Source organism: Vallitalea maricola (assembly GCF_036985595.1).
GTDB classification, from domain to species: Bacteria; Bacillota; Clostridia; order Lachnospirales; family Vallitaleaceae; genus Vallitalea; species Vallitalea maricola.
In genome coordinates this window covers 90,231-106,242 of record NZ_BTPU01000018.1, presented here as the reverse complement: position 1 = coordinate 106,242, position 16,012 = coordinate 90,231, and the positions used below count along the sequence as shown (strand labels likewise).

At 33.8% G+C, this 16,012-nt stretch carries 11 protein-coding genes; 9 read left to right on the top strand and 2 right to left on the bottom strand.

All coding sequences use genetic code 11. The features are described 5' to 3' along the window. The first annotated feature begins 90 nt into the window (after nucleotides 1–90). The 4 genes from AACQ14_RS06170 to rlmD all read left to right on the top strand — a co-directional run bounded on the left by AACQ14_RS06170 (nucleotide 91) and on the right by rlmD (nucleotide 4,387). On the top strand, nucleotides 91–897 hold the full coding sequence (locus AACQ14_RS06170; RefSeq protein WP_339362706.1) for an amidohydrolase family protein: 807 nt from the start codon (nucleotides 91–93) through the stop codon (nucleotides 895–897). Then, entirely contained in the window at nucleotides 897–1,550 is a 654-nt protein-coding gene (locus AACQ14_RS06165; protein WP_339362705.1) for a GDSL-type esterase/lipase family protein, read from the top strand. The genes AACQ14_RS06170 and AACQ14_RS06165 overlap by 1 nt, the downstream gene beginning before the upstream one ends. A 377-nt stretch (nucleotides 1,551–1,927) precedes the next feature. After that, nucleotides 1,928–2,869, top strand: coding sequence for a 3'-5' exoribonuclease YhaM family protein (locus AACQ14_RS06160; RefSeq protein WP_113673311.1), 942 nt, complete (start codon nucleotides 1,928–1,930; stop codon nucleotides 2,867–2,869). A gap of 123 nt (nucleotides 2,870–2,992) precedes the next feature. Then, a complete protein-coding gene (gene rlmD / locus AACQ14_RS06155) occupies nucleotides 2,993–4,387 on the top strand; it encodes a 23S rRNA (uracil(1939)-C(5))-methyltransferase RlmD (protein WP_339362704.1) in 1,395 nt (464 codons plus the stop codon). A 452-nt stretch (nucleotides 4,388–4,839) separates the two neighbouring features. Here the strand turns inward: rlmD and AACQ14_RS06150 are convergent, their stop codons facing one another. Together AACQ14_RS06150 and AACQ14_RS06145 are read right to left on the bottom strand one after the other, a co-directional pair. Further along, nucleotides 4,840–6,168, bottom strand: coding sequence for a sensor histidine kinase (locus AACQ14_RS06150; protein ID WP_339362703.1), 1,329 nt, complete (start codon nucleotides 6,166–6,168; stop codon nucleotides 4,840–4,842). A 5-nt stretch (nucleotides 6,169–6,173) separates the two neighbouring features. After that, a complete protein-coding gene (locus AACQ14_RS06145; RefSeq protein ID WP_339362702.1) occupies nucleotides 6,174–6,908 on the bottom strand; it encodes a LytR/AlgR family response regulator transcription factor in 735 nt (244 codons plus the stop codon). Between the two features lie 200 nt (nucleotides 6,909–7,108). Between AACQ14_RS06145 and AACQ14_RS06140 the strand changes: the two genes are divergently transcribed. The 5 genes from AACQ14_RS06140 to AACQ14_RS06120 all read left to right on the top strand — a co-directional run bounded on the left by AACQ14_RS06140 (nucleotide 7,109) and on the right by AACQ14_RS06120 (nucleotide 15,993). Then, nucleotides 7,109–7,507, top strand: coding sequence for a response regulator (locus tag AACQ14_RS06140; RefSeq protein WP_339362701.1), 399 nt, complete (start codon nucleotides 7,109–7,111; stop codon nucleotides 7,505–7,507). Between the two features lie 102 nt (nucleotides 7,508–7,609). Beyond that, entirely contained in the window at nucleotides 7,610–11,305 is a 3,696-nt protein-coding gene (locus AACQ14_RS06135; RefSeq protein ID WP_339362700.1) for a GLUG motif-containing protein, read from the top strand. Between the two features lie 502 nt (nucleotides 11,306–11,807). Next, nucleotides 11,808–12,770: a helix-turn-helix transcriptional regulator gene (locus AACQ14_RS06130; RefSeq protein WP_339362699.1), complete on the top strand. Its 963-nt coding sequence runs from the start codon at nucleotides 11,808–11,810 to the stop codon at nucleotides 12,768–12,770. 90 nt (nucleotides 12,771–12,860) lie between these two features. Next, nucleotides 12,861–13,487 carry a type 1 glutamine amidotransferase family protein gene (locus AACQ14_RS06125; RefSeq protein ID WP_339362698.1) on the top strand — a complete coding sequence of 209 codons (627 nt, stop codon included), beginning with the start codon at nucleotides 12,861–12,863 and terminating at the stop codon, nucleotides 13,485–13,487. A 445-nt stretch (nucleotides 13,488–13,932) separates the two neighbouring features. Further along, nucleotides 13,933–15,993, top strand: a complete 2,061-nt coding sequence (locus AACQ14_RS06120) for an NACHT domain-containing protein (protein ID WP_339362697.1) — start codon at nucleotides 13,933–13,935, stop codon at nucleotides 15,991–15,993. Nucleotides 15,994–16,012: the final 19 nt, after the last annotated feature.

Here is a 16,012-nt window from a genome sequence, read left to right as displayed (position 1 = left end):
TATCAAAATTGTGCGTACTTGTTCCTATTATAGGAATATGGTACCTTTTTATTATAGCAAGAATGTCAATATAGAGAAAGGATGATTTATATGGTTATTGATAGCCATCAACATTTAATGTTACCCACAGAATTTCAGATTGAAAAATTAGATAAAGCAGGAATTGATAAAGTAATTCTGTTTTGTACTACTCCACATCCAGAACGAGCCAAAACATTATTAGAATTGAAAAGGGAAATTGAATCACTATATAAAATCTTAGCTGGTTCTAACACTAAAGCATCCGATATGCAAAGAATGAAAAATAACATTCAAGAACTGACACAAATATTACACAAGTATCCAGATAGATTTTATGGTTTTGGCTCTGTACCTCTTGAACTTTCGTTAGAAGATACCATCGATTGGATTGATAGATACATTGTTTCTAATGGACTAAAAGGTATTGGCGAATTTACGCCTGGGTCTGACAAACAAGTCCAGCAATTAGAAACGGTATTTCAAGCATTAGAACAATATCCTCAGTTACCTATATGGGTTCATACATTCAACCCTGTTTCATTAAGTGGAATTAAAATCCTCATGGAATTAACCAAAAAATTTCCAAAGGTTTCTGTTATATATGGACATATGGGTGGTTATTATTGGATGGAAGTAATTGACTTTGCTAAAACAGTATCAAATGCTTATATAGATTTATCGGCAGCTTTTTCTACTCTTGCTGCTCGTATGGCAGTAGCAGAGCTTCCAGAAAAATGTTTATATAGTTCGGACGCTCCTTACGGAGAGCCATTGTTAAGTAAACAGCTTATAGAGTATATAAGCCCATCAGATGAAATAAGGGATAAAATACTAGGTGGCAATATATTGAAATTGATTGGAGAAGAAAACATCTAATGAAACAGAAAGTAAACGAATCCACAAAACTCATAAAGAAATTAGCAGATGATAAATATTCATTTTACAAAGATATAAATCAAAAACTGCCTGCTGGTGGCATTGTCTTATTAGGAGATTCTTTAGTTCAAAATTTTCTTATCAATGAAATGTATGATGGAACTAAGAGAATACTTAATAGAGGAATCTTTGGCAGTACCACTTATGATGTAATCAATAGATTAGACAATATAGTTAATGTATTAAAACCAGAAACAGTCGTTATTTGGGTCGGTACAAATGATTTTATGCCTATTGTTTCCCATAATACAGAAGCAGAAATAGCAAAGCGAATTATACGAATTGCGGATTTAATTACAGGGAAAAAAACTGATACTAAAATACTTATTATTTCTTTACTCCCTGTCAACCAGTCTTCACATCCTAAAATTTATCATAATTGGTTAGTAGGCAAAGATAATGACAAACTTAGAAATACAAATATATACCTAAAAACACTATGTTCTCAAAAGAATTATTCATTTCTTGACTTATTTGATTTATTTTTAGATGAGAAAAGACAGTTACGATTGGATTATACTGTTGATGGTATTCATATAAACTATGCAGGATATAAGATAGTTTTGGAAAAACTAAAGGGATATATACAATAAAAAACAGAGAATCAATTTTCTTCTGTTTTTCTATCTGCCTGCGGCTGGTGTTTTTTATCAGATTGCTTTTTATGTAGATATCTGAACCATAGTCACAAAACATTATTTTAGAATTTGCTGGTGTAATAGGCTTTGAGTATAACAATTTTTATAATCAAAGCCTATCATTAAGAAAATCAAGTGTTATAGAAAGTTTTTAAAAGAAATAGTTACTTTCTTTTTTTTTTATACAAAATAGGGTATAATGTAAGATGAATATTTGAAATCAAATATTATTTAAGATTGGAATTTATAAAAAATCATTATTTGATATACCAGATAGTGAAAGTATATAGATTATGATATAAATTGATCGTGGTTTTTGAAAGGAGTAATATATGCGTTACATAGTAGACATGAAAGAAGGAGAACAAATACAAGATCATTACTTGTGTGTTAATAAGCAAGTATTGAAAACAAGAGCTGGTAAAACTTACTATTCCCTAAAATTACAAGATAAAACAGGCGTAGTAGATGCTAAGATATGGGATTTGAATGACGGTATTAATGATTTCAGTGAGCATGAATACATTAAAATTGATGCCTTGGTTATAACATTCCAAAACTCCATACAGCTTAATATAAGAAGATTGAGAAAAAGCAGTGAAGGAGAGTATGACCCAAGAGAGTATATTCCAGTTTCCAACAGGGATATTAACGAGATGTATTCAGAATTACTTACATTTGTTAACGATATAGATAACAAATACCTTAGCGCTTTAGTTAAGAAATTTTTTGTTGAAGATAGAGAGTTCATTAAAACATTTAAAGAACATACAGCAGCGAAAACAATGCATCATAGTTATCTAGGAGGTTTACTAGAACATACCCTTTGTGTACTCAATATGTGTAAATTCTTTGCTGGTAATTATAAAGTGATTAATAAGGATATATTATATACTTCTGCATTGTTCCACGATATAGGAAAGATAAAAGAGTTATCAAAATTCCCTATTATCGAATATACTGACCCTGGTCAATTGTTAGGTCATATAATGATATCTACTGAATGGGTTTCTGATAGAATTAAAGAAATTCCAGGTTTCCCAGAGGATTTAGCTTACATGGTAAAACATTGTATCTTAGCTCATCACGGAGAATTGGAATATGGTTCACCTAAGAAACCACAAACAATAGAGGCACTTGCTCTACATTTTGCAGATAACTGCGATGCAAAATTAAGAACATTTTCTGATTTATTAGAAACAAGTGACGTGGAAGATAATTGGTTAGGATGGCAGAGAATCTTTGATTCCAATGTTAGAAGAACAAGATATTAATTAGTAAAAAATAAATTCTATGTGGGGGCTTTCTCATAATACATTTCTTTTACTTTAGAGATAAGCGTATTATTGTATTATGGGAATGCCTTTTTTATATTAATGTATAGAGGATGAATAATCATGAAGGCAAAAAATGTTGAGTTACCGGTAGTTAAGAATGAGTATTATGAAATGGTTATAGATGATATAGGTATAAATGGTGAAGGTATAGGTAAGATAGATGGCTATACACTATTTGTTGATGGAGCATTACCAGAAGAGAAAATCAAGGTAAAAGTCATTAAGACTAAAAAGAATTTTGGATTTGGAAAATTAATTAATATAATAGAACCTTCAATTCATAGAATTGACCCTGTGTGCGATATAGCAAAACGATGCGGTGGATGTCAGTTGCAGCATTTATCCTATGAAGGTCAATTAAGTTATAAACAGAAAAAGGTACAAGATATTATTGAGAGAATAGGCGGTATAACTGATATAAAAGTTAATAAAGTAATAGGCATGGAAAATCCTTATTTTTATAGAAATAAAGTCCAATTTCCTGTAGGAAGCATGGGAGATGAATCTGTCAATATTGGATTTTATGCTATGAGAAGCCATAATATAATAACTACAGATAAATGTTATATTCAACAGCCCGTAAATAAGGATATTATTAATGTTGTTAAAGAGTATATGTTGAAGAATAATGTAAAACCATATAATGAGGTTAGTCATAAGGGTGTCGTTAGACATATTGTTACTAGAGTTAGTTTTCATACGAAAGAAATTATGATTGGGGTTGTAATTAATAGTAATAGATTGCCTAATAGTGATGAACTAGTTAGTAATCTTAGGGAAATAGAGAATGTAGCTGGTATATTTATTAGTGTCAATAAAGAAAAAACTAATGTTATCATGGGTAATAAGATAAAGATGTTATGGGGCAAGCCTTATATAACTGATTATATTGGAGAAGTTGCCTATAATATTTCGCCATTATCTTTTTATCAAGTCAATCCTGTACAGACTGAGAAGTTATATAGTAAGGTATTAGAGTTTGCAGATTTGTCTGGAGATGAAATAGTATGGGATGCTTATTGTGGTATTGGTACCATATCGTTGTTTTTAGCAGATAAGAGTAAAAAGGTTATGGGAGTAGAGATAGTTCCAGAAGCTATAGAGGATGCTAAGAAGAATACTGAACTTAATAACATTAGTAATACTGAATTCTATGTTGGTAAGGCAGAAGAGGTAATTACAGAAAAGTATGACGATGGTGTCAGGGCAGATGTTATAGTTGTTGATCCACCTAGAAAAGGGTGTGATAGGGAGCTGTTGGAGACTATTATAAAGATGCACCCAGAGAAGGTTGTGTATGTATCATGTGACCCTGGCACTATGGCTAGGGATGTTAAGGTGCTTGGGGAAGGCGGTTATAGGGTTGAGGAAATTCAGCCAGTGGATATGTTTCCTCAGACTGTGCATACGGAATGTGTGGTTCTGATGACGAAATGTGGTTCGGATAAAAAATAACGATAATTGAACACAATATGTTGTGGTTATTAAGAAAAAATGGGGCAGAAATCGAGCGAAAAAATGGCGGTTTTTGCCCCTTTTATTATGGGTGGGAATATAGATGACATAGGTTGATTGACTGAGAAATTGGTTATGTTGATCTATCATTAGTTTAAAATGAGTAAGGGGTATTTTTAAGGCATAAGAGTTTTATTTTTATGCCTTTTCTATTTAAGTGACAGAAAAGATTTGCCCACTATTTAATTAAATCTTAAAAATTACTATTTGAAAAATATGGAAATATTGTGTAATTTGATGTAATATAATGAATATTATAGGAAATATTCATTTCTGAGATAAGATGTAGCAGGTTTTGATAAAGAGGATGATATTGAAAAAATAACTGAAACCTTCAATAGTTTATGCAAAAAGTATGATTTGCTTAACAGATTCGTTTTGTCAAGGTGCTCTTAATTTGACGCATACCTATTAGAAAACATAAAACTAATTGTAAACCAATCATGTGTATGGGAACAAACTACATGACCGCGATATTTTGAAACTATTGAAGTGATAGAACGCATACCTACACCATGACCTTGTTTTAATGAAATAGGCATGCCATTATCGTTAAATAAAATTTCTCCAAAAAAATAATTTTCTACAATAATTGCTAGTTTGTTATCATCATACCTTGTTGTAATGCATATTTTTCTTTGTTCTTTAGGCTGTTGGCTGCTGGCGTTGATGGCATTTTCCAAAACATTAGCAAACAATAGAGCGATGTCATTGCTACTCCAAGGAATATTTTGAGGAATATCAATTTCTGATATAATTTCTATGTTTTGTTTCTGAGCTTTGTTGATATAGACCAATAGGGCAGAATTGATAACTGGATTTTTGCAGAAAATAATAGGCTTTGTATTTTCAAGATCATCATTCAGTTTTTTTAGAATTAATGAAGCATCAGCCAGTTCTTCTCTGGCGATGAGAGTAGATAGCATCTGAATATTATGGCGAAAGTCATGGCGCAGGATTTGAATTTTTTCATCATTTTCATGGATGGTTGTTGCTTGGTGGCTGATAGCATTCATTTGAATGTGCAATAGTTGGTTTGTTGATTTAAGTGCAAACTTTTCTTCAAGTTGCTTAAAATCAAGATTAACACATTTCCATAAAATAAAAATAGTAAGACCCATTATTATTCTGGCGATAAGTTGGACAGAGGAACTAATCCAATTATTATTCATAGTAGTAATGACGGTACTTAGCCACAGTAAGTTAGGAATTAGCCAAACAAGCTTCCAGTGGTAGTTATATTCTGCAGAAATCTTTAAGTAGAAAGAGTCTTTAATAAAATGCCAAAGAGGATAGGCGGTAACGACAAAGAGCAGCAAAAATAGAAAGCTTTGTGACATAATCTGCTTGTTTATAGTAAGATGAGGGGCAAAGTGACTCAGAAGAATTGCTACAAATGAATGAAGGACGAGACAGTAGCTACCCTGCATTCCATAGACAAAGGCATGTTGAAAAAACATATTCTTCAGAATAATACAGTTAATACATAGGTATATAACTGCTCCAAGAGGCACCGCGATTCTATAGATTGAAGGAGTCAGAGAAATACGTAGTGCAATAATATAAAGAACCGTAAATTGAAAAATAAAGAAAAGTATATAGCAGTTCAGCAACTGTTTTTTTTGTTTTTGTGTAAATAACTTTGAAAAAGGAATATAGCGTAAAATTAGGCCGGGTATTTGTGTTAGTGTTACTGATAAAACTGTAAAGAAAATTTCCATAATGATTACATTCCTCGCTTCTTAACAAAATATGTCATATGATTTTCAAGTACTGTAGCTTTTTTTCTTCTGCTGATAGGTAGTTTTTCGCCTGATTTCAGAATGAAGTCATCGTTATCAGGCCTATCGATATAGTCCATGTTGATGATAATATTTCGGTAACATTCTAAAAATCGGTTATCAGCGAGAAAAATAGGTTGGTAATCCTTAAACTTTCCTAAAACTGTCAAATCCATATTTGTAAGATGAAAATAAGTAGTACGACCGATACAATCTATGTACACAATGTTTCTATAGTGTAAATATATCTCACCACAGTCAGTAGTGACTGTAATACCAGCTTGATCCATTAAAAGTCTGCTAGCAGCGTAATCCATTGCTGTATAGAAAGCTGGTAAATGGTCAGAAATAGGTTTCATAATATAACCAATAGCATGAACACTGTAGCCATCTAGCTGATGCTCGTCACTGGTTGTGAAAAAGATAATACTACAGTCTTTATCAAAAGTAGCAATGCGTTTGGCTACGTCAATACCTGTTATTTTATCCATATATATATCTAAAAAAACAATTTCGTATTTACCAGGGATATAATTTTCTAAAAATCTCTCGCCGGTTTCGTATTCTTCAAAATGAGGAGTGACATCATATAGAGTTTTTCTGTCATCAAAATACTGCGAGGCAAGTTTTTGTACCAAAGTACGTTCATTTTTTAAATCATCAACAATCGCAATTCTCATGGTAAATCTCCTCAATTTTATAACTAATGAATGTAATTATACTATAAAAAGGGGTTTCTGACTACCACTCAGTCTCCAAAAGGACCACACAGTTACAATATCTTGAAAACTCAGGAAGAATTTGATACTTTGGTTAAAGCAATCTATAAAGACTTTAATTTAGTATGTTAACGAAAAATGTTATGAATAAGGGGACTAGAATGAAAATAGCAATCAGTGCAGATCAGGAGGACGCAAAACTTTTGAAAAGATTGGTCCTGGATTATTGCACGGAATATAATTACTATCCTAATATTGAGCTTTTTGAAAATAGAGAAAGGATTATAGAATCTATGATGAAAATAAGCTATGAAATTGTGATAGTAGCCATAGACAGAGCTAAGGGGATGGAAGCCGTAAGACATATACACCTTCGAAACCCGAAGGCGAATATTATCTGGTTTTCAGATGATGAAGATTTTGCAGGATTTGCTTTTGAAAACGGAGTCAAGCAGTTTGCCCTTCGTCCTATAAGCAAAGAAAAACTGGAAGAAGGACTTGAACGCTGTGGGATTAGGCCTGAAAGATCAAACCTGTGTAGTGTACATCTAAAAGGCTAAAGTTCTAAACCAGGTATATTGAGAAAGAGATTTATAACAAAACGATGACATACTGCTTTACAATAGATGCTTAAATATATACGAAAATTAAGGAGGAACGTTATGAAAGTAAAAATGAGAATACATCGAAGACTGGCTATTTTAATGGCTTTATGTATGGTAATAAGCCTGATGCCTGCAATGCCCGTAATGGCAGAAACAGTGTCAGATACTTTGGTATGGAGTGGAAGCGCCGAAGGTGACTTTCCAGCAGATGGTGGTACAGAAGAAAATCCATACATTATTAAAACAGCAGAGCAGCTAGCCTATTTGGCACAGCAAGTAAATGACGGAACAGATTATGCAGGTAAATATTTTGAACTGCAAAATGATATTGTATTAAATGAAAATGTATTAGATGGTGCAGGAGAACTAAATGCGGAGGGTACATTTAACCCTTGGACACCTATTGGCAATGAGACATATCCTTTTACAGGGAACTTTAATGGCAGAGGACATAGTATTACAGGAATTTACATTAATGATGGTAGCTTGAGCTACGTGGGGCTATTTGGTTATACAGATAATGCAACAATAGAAAATATACATATTAAAGATAGTTATATATATGGAAAAGATTATGTAGGAGGAGTGGCAGGCTATAAGAAAAATGGCAGTATAAGTAATTGCAGTAATAGTGGAACGATAAGTAATAGCGCACCAACATCGGAAACTGCACAGGGAACAGGAGGAATAGCAGGTTACAATTATGGCGGAAGTATCAATGATAGCAGCAATAGAGGAATAATCAGCGGAGCACAAAAAGTAGGGGGAGTGGCAGGCCGTAATAGAGGGAGTATCAATAATAGCAGTAATAGTGGTACAGTAAGCGGAACAGTGCAAAAAATAGGAGGAATTGTAGGCGCTAATGAGAGTGGAAACAGTGTAAAAAATAGCAGTAATAATGGAGCAGTAAATGGAAATACTCAGGTAGGAGGAGTAGTAGGTTGCAATGAAGGCGGAAGTATAAGTAATAGCAGTAATAGTGCGGTAGTAAGTGGAGCTGGAATGATAGGAGGCGTGGTAGGTGATAATGGATGGTATAAACCTACGTCAGCTTCACCTGGAACGCCTGGAATTATCAGTAACAGTTGCAATAGTGGAGAAGTAAACGGAGAGAGGCAAGTAGGAGGAGTGGTAGGTAGTAATGGTATAGCTAGGATAGTAAGCTGCAGTAATAGTGGCTCAGTAAAGCATAAGAAGATAGAGGGAGCAGCAATCGGTGAGGTAGGAGGCATTGCGGGCTGCCAAACTGGTACCAAAGAAGGAATAGGTATAGAAAATTGCAGCAACAGTGGCAGTATAAGTGGAGAAGGCGGATCTGAGCTATGGATAGGAGGAATAACAGGTAGAAATCTAGGAATGATACAATATTGTAGTAATAGTGGTAGTATAAGTGGAGAATGCTCTACGTTAGGGATAGGAGGATTAATAGGGAAGCAACAGTCAGGAACGATAGATTCATGTTTTTGGAGAAGCCTTACTGGAATAGATATGGTGGGAAATAATGCTGGGGGGACGATTAGTAATTGTTCTTTGTTAGATAGCAGTTCTATTGCTACCCTTAATAGTTATGCCAATGAGAACAGCTATTTAACATGGATACTTGATGCTAACAGCTATCCTCTGGTAGCGATTTCTCAAATGCAGCTACAATGGGCAGATGGATGTTTGGATGATGTAACTTATAATTCTTCTGAAACAAAGAGTATAAAATATAAAGTGACCAACACAGGAAATATAACGCTTAGTAACGTAACGGTTAATTTACCAGGTGACAATAAGGACGATTTTGAAGTAAATGGTTTCAATTCAACAGTGCTTGAACCGAATGAAACAGCAGAATTTACGGTTAGCTTAAAAACAGGAACGGTTGTGGGAAATTATACAGCAAGCGTTGATGTCTCGGGTGAAAGTATAGATGGAGAAACTCTCCAAACTACAGAATTAAGCTTCAGTCAAAATGTTAATAAAGCTGCGTCGAAATTGTCTGAGATAGAAGCAACGGACGAAACAATCGACGGTTTTAAGGATGGTAGCCTTAAGAATGTAACAAAGGAAATGGAATATAAAGTAGGTGAAGAGGGCACTTACCAAGCAATTACAGAAGATGGAACAATTACGGGATTGATACCAGACACATATAGTGTACGATATCAAGCTAGTTTTGCTGATAATTATGAAGGTGATAATACCCCAGTTTCATTTACTATTAATAAAGGTGTAGCTGTAATATATAACCTGAAATTAACGACAAATGATAGTTTTCAAGATTTGACTTATGGGTACGAAGAAGAAAACAGTGTGACTTACAGCATAACTAATGAAGGAAATACAACTGTAAGTGCCTTAAACGTAGTTTTATCTGGAGATGCAAAAGATGATTTTGTAGTAAGTCCTCTTAATGTATCAGAACTTAAACCTAGTGAAACAGCAACGTTTACGATTACATTTCAGTCAGGAAAGCCAGCAGGCAGCTATGAAGCAAGCATTGATGTATCAGGCAATACGCCATTGAATGTTGAGGTAAATACGAATACAAGCATCACTCAAAATGTAAATAAGGCAGCATCAAAGCTGTCTGAGATAGGGAAAACAAATGAAACAATAAAAGGTCGTGGTGATGGTAGCTTAACGAATCTAACAACAGAAATGGAATATATGAAATATAAAGAAGGTGAAGCGGGTACTTACACAACCATTGCAGAAGATGGAACAATTACGGGATTGGTACCAGCCACATATTATGTACGTTATCAGGATAGTTTTGCTACTAATTATGAAGGTGATAATACGCCAGTTCAATTAATTATTGAAGAACCAAGATATGAACTAAAATTAGAGGGAGACAGTAGTTTACCAGTTTTGACTTATGGGTATGAAAAAGGAAATAGCGTAACTTACACTGTAACCAATGCAGGAAATACAACAGACAGTGGCTTAAAAATAGTGTTATCTGGAGATAATAAAGATGATTTTGAAGTAGGAGAGCTAAGTGCTACAAAACTTGCATCTAAGGCTACTGCAAACTTTACAGTTACATTAAAAACAGGAAAAGAAATAGGCACTTATACGGCAGAGTTAAAAGTGGAAAGTAATACAACAAATGCCAGCTTAACAATTACTCAACAAGTTAAAAAAACCAGTAGTAACAGTGGAGGACATTCTTCTGGTGGGGGAGGCAGTACAGTAAAACAGACAGAAACAGCAACGCCGGAAGAAAATCCAGCTCAGAATGAAACACCAAAGACTCTTGAAACGGTTAAAAAGGATGGAGCAGAAAAGGTCAAAAACTTTAAGGATGTAAAGGAAAGCTCATGGTTTTATGAAGGAACAGTTTATTCTTTAGGTAGCGGATGGTTCGCAGGAAGTACAGATACAACCTTCAGTCCAAGTAATCCAATGACAAGGGAAATGTTCAGAATTGTACTTGGAAGAATGGGAGCAGATGTAAATGAGCTTATGGACAATGATAGACTAAAGGAAAATATCACAAGAGAGCAGCTTGCAACATTACTTTACAGAATGGCACAGGAAAAAGGTCTTGTGAAGGCAGGCAGTCAGGATACGCAAAAGATTTCTACTTTTGAAGATGGATCTCAGGTTTCTGCATGGGCGAAAGAAGCTATGGCATGGGCTAACGCGCAGGACATCATAAAGGGCGATGACAAGAATATGCTTAAGCCTAAGGCAGGAGCAACAAGAGCGGAGGTTGCAGTAATTCTTATGAGATTTGATACCATTGTTAGAAATAATTAATAAAAAAATGTTTTTGTAGGGTATAAACATAATTTGACAATAAATCAATTAATTTAAAACTAATAGGCTAAGCCGTAGGTCAACTTAAGACCTATAGACTTAGCCTATTTTAGTACCATAGAAGTGTAATTGTCAAACACATCTAACAACCAATAAAACACTTATTGGGTTGGATACTAAACCATGACATTGAAAGCAAAGTATCCTATCAAAGATCCCTCCACCAAGGAAACGGTAGGTTTTTACAACATCATTTTTGTCTACTCAAGGCACGTTGAGACGATAATTCTGATGACGTATTGTGGTTCGGACAAGAAAAATTAGATTTTGACCACAATAATAGTGGTTTTGGTCTGAATTTTTGGGAAAAAAATGAGCGGAAAAATGACGTTTTTTGACTCCTGAAAAAGGGGCAAAAACATAGATGACATTGCAATTCAATAAACGATACCAAGTTTTGTTCTTGATTCAAAGTGCACTAATAAGGGGAGGAAATTTCTCAATGCCCAAAAATGATAATATGCTGGCGATTTTATGGATGCTGAATTCAAGTAAAAAGATAACAGCTAAGCAGATTGCTGAAAAATTGGAACTTAATATACGAACCGTTTACCGTTACATTGATTCTCTTAGCGCAAGTGGCGTACCAATTATTTCAGATTCCGGTCATAATGGTGGGTATTCTTTGATAAATGATTATCATCAAGCACCTTTGATTTTTGATATTGAAGAAAAAAAAGCACTTCTCTATGCAACTACTCATGCAAAGGACTCAGGCTATCCGTTTAGTGATGTTCTAAGTAGTGCAATTGAAAAATTAAGATTGTATTCAACTCAGGAACAGGAGAGTATTCTTAATCGCCATATAATAGGTTTTGAAGTTGCAAAGCAACATATTGTCCCAAGTCTTAAATCTCTGCTAGAGGAGCTAACGATTTCAATTGCTAACGAACAATCTATTGAAATTGAGTACCGGACTAAAAGTGAAGAGAAACATCGCTCAAGAGTAATTGATCCCTATGGGATATTGTATTGGTGTAGCAAATGGTATATTATCGGATTTTGTCATTTAAGAGATGAAATTAGAAATTTCAGAGTGGAACGAATTATTAAAATGACCCACACAGAAAGAGTATTTGTTCGTCCGAAAGATTTTTCAGCAAAAGAGTTTTTTTTAAGAAGTCTTATGCCTAGTATGAACAATAATACCGGCATTCGTCCATTAGTCATAAGAGGAAGAGCAGAGGCGTTAGATGATTTATGCAATCATTGGTTTATGTCTTATCATTTGAAGGAGAGGACTTTAAACCAAGCAGTATTTTTAATAGATAGCGATGCTATTCATGAGTATGTTGCTCACTTTCTTCTACCCTATGGTAAGGCTATTCAAGTAATTGAACCAAAGAGTTGTAAAGAAAAACTATATACAATAGCATTAGAGTTAATGGAATATTATCAAGTATAACAACTTCCCTGACAGTAACTGTCAGGGAAGTTGTTATATAATCTTCATTGTAAGATAAACATAGCACATAAGAAGAAGGAGGAATTTACTGTGAACAGAACCGTATTTGTTTATGTATTTGATACAATGGCAGATTGGGAGATTGGATTTTTGACCGCAGAGTTAAACTCAGGGAGGTATTTTAGGAAGGATATATCACGAGTTAAAGTAGTAACTTTAGGAGTTGAAAAGAATTATATTACTACAATGGGTGGGTTGAGAATACTACCTGATATCGATTTGAAAGAATGCAACATAAAAGAAACGGATGCTTTGATTTTACCTGGTGGTGAAACGTGGATGGAAACAATTCATCAACCAATATTAAGTTTAGCTAAACAATGTATCGAGAAGAATATTATTGTAGCAGCGATATGCGGTGCGACAATAGCACTTGCTCAAAATAACCTTCTACACTCAAGATGGCATAAAAGTAATGATTTGGGATACCTTAAAATGGTGTGTTCCGATTATAAAGGTGAAAAGTATTACAAAAATGAGCCTGCTGTTACTGATGGAAAATTAATCACTGCTTCGGGGGTAGCTCCATTGGAATTTGCTTTGCATGTTTTGAAAGCTTTGGATGTGTTTTCGCAAAAGACATTAGATGCATGGTATAAGCTCTATGCGACTCACGAATCTGAATATTTTTATGAGTTAATGAATTCAATACAGTAAGAATATAATCGTGAATATGTTATATTCGATTACGGAGCGGAATTCTTTAAATTTAAGAATTCTTAGGGATGTTTTACAGAAAGGTACCTTGCCGCCAAGGTACAACTAGGTCTTGACGACATCATTATTGTCTACTCAAGGCATGTGGAGACTATAGTAGCACTATACAAAAAAGACTAATCGTATTTGCTCAGATACCGCTAAAAACCAAGCTTTTTATGTTTAGGACAGATATAGCAAATTATCGCAATAAAGAACTGAAAGATGAAATTGTGGTAAGGCTTGGCTTTTGGATGTGAAATGTAGGGATATAAGAAACTGAATAATAAATGTGAATCCACTGGTGAAATATCGGTGGATTTTTCTTTGGAATAATTTTCAAATTATCGTATGAATATATTATAACATTTGTTATAATATAAAGTGACGAGCTGGAGGTGAAATGATGCCGTATGAAAAAAGTGGAAGAGCGGATAAAAGTGGAAATAGGTTCGAAATTAGAGTTGTTGTTTACCATATGTTAAAGTTGCTGGAAGAGAAAATTGATTATATTATTCTTGAAGCAATTGGTGATGAGGAGCAAGGTGTTGATCTGTGGATTGGACAAAAAGATGGAACCCAAGAAGGCATTCAATGTAAGGGGAGAAATGGAAGTAAAGAATATTGGGATTTTGGAACTGCTAATGCAAAGAACATATTTACCAATTGGAAGTTACAATTGGACCGAGATCCATCTACTCTCGTTTCATTAGCTTCACCATTAGCGTTTACATTCCTTGAAGATTTAATTGATAGGGCAGTTAAGTCTAATAATAATGGTCGTGACTTTTATGAGCATCAAATTAAGCCAGCGAGCAAAGAATTTGTTTCATTCACTAATAATATTTGTAGAGTGATGGAAATTAATCATAAATCTGAGCATGATTTAATACGCTTAAAAGGCTATTTAAAGAGGATTAGATATCGTCAGTTTTCTGATTATGAGCTTAGAGAGACAATATTGTCAAAGATGGATTATTTGTTTTTAGGTAACTCTAAGGATGTGTATAACTCTTTAGTTTCTTGGATTGTTGATGGAGATATACTCGGTAAGAACATCAATCTTTCCATTTTATATCACTTTTTTGATAATAATGAAATCAAGTTTAAAAACTTAGCTCTAGATAATAAAATTGTTCCACGAATAATGGAATTGAATAGAGAATATAAGAGGCTTTTTCAACCCTTAAATAATGGAATGATAATCCGTGAAGAATTTGAGGAATGTAGGAAAGCTATAAAGATAGGGAAATCTTTGATTATTCATGGAAAGGCAGGTAGAGGAAAGACTGGTTGTACAGAAAATATTATAAATTATTGCGAAGAGGAAGGTATTAGATATCTTGCTATTAAACTTGATAAACGAATCCCTTCTGGTACAGCAGAGAGATGGGGCATAGATTTAGGTTTACCATCTTCTATTGTTCACTGTATCCATAGTATAGCTAAAAATGAAAAGGCTGTAATTATACTTGATCAGTTAGATGCATTACGATGGACGCAGGCTCATTCGCGAGATGCTTTACTTGTATGTTCTCAAATCATTGAACAAGTGAAAATACTGAATCTTGAAAGAACACATAATATTTCTGTGGTTTTTGTATCCAGAACATATGATTTAGAGAACGATAATAACATAAAAGGAATTTTTAAGTTTAATAGCAATGGACAGAATGAACTAGAATGGCAAAAGGTCTATATTGGTGAACTGGATGATGAACAAGTAAAAGATGTCGTAGGTGAAAAATATTTAGGCTTAACTGGTAAGCTAAGAGAACTTTTAAAAAGCCCTAGTAACCTTTATATTTGGCAACATTTAGATCAAAGAAATGAGTATAATGAATGTTCAACTACAAATCATTTAGTACACAGATGGTGGGAGCAACTATCAAAGAATTACTTTAATTTAGGTTATAGTGAAAGTGACTTAACTAAAACGAAGGAAAACCTTGTAGATCAGTTTGATAAACTAGGTAGAATCTGTATCCCAGTTAATATCATTTCTTCAAATATTTCTGATCTTGAATATTTGTCATCGAATGGTTTTTTAATCATACAGGATGATAAAGTTTCATTTTCCCATCAATCGGTGTTGGATTGTTTGTTATCTAATAAAATGCTTCTACAATATTATTCTGGTCAAAGCATCGTAGATATAATAGGAAGTAGAGAAAAGCAAACACCGGGGAAAAGATATCAACTTCAAATGTTGATGCAAAATTTAAGTGAATATGAAAGTCAAGATTTTCTTAATGCAGGTCTATTACTTCTTGAAAGTGAGACTATTCGGTTTAGTAATAAATTTGTATTTTTTGAGGTACTTAATCAAATTGAAGTAATTGATTCTAATATTTATAGTTTTATAATCGAAAACTGCGAAAACAAAATTTGGAGTAGCCACCTTCTTAATAACGTTATATATTCAAGAGTTGTGTTCTATAGAGTATTGAGGAATTCGGTGTATTAGACAGATGGTTTAATGATGC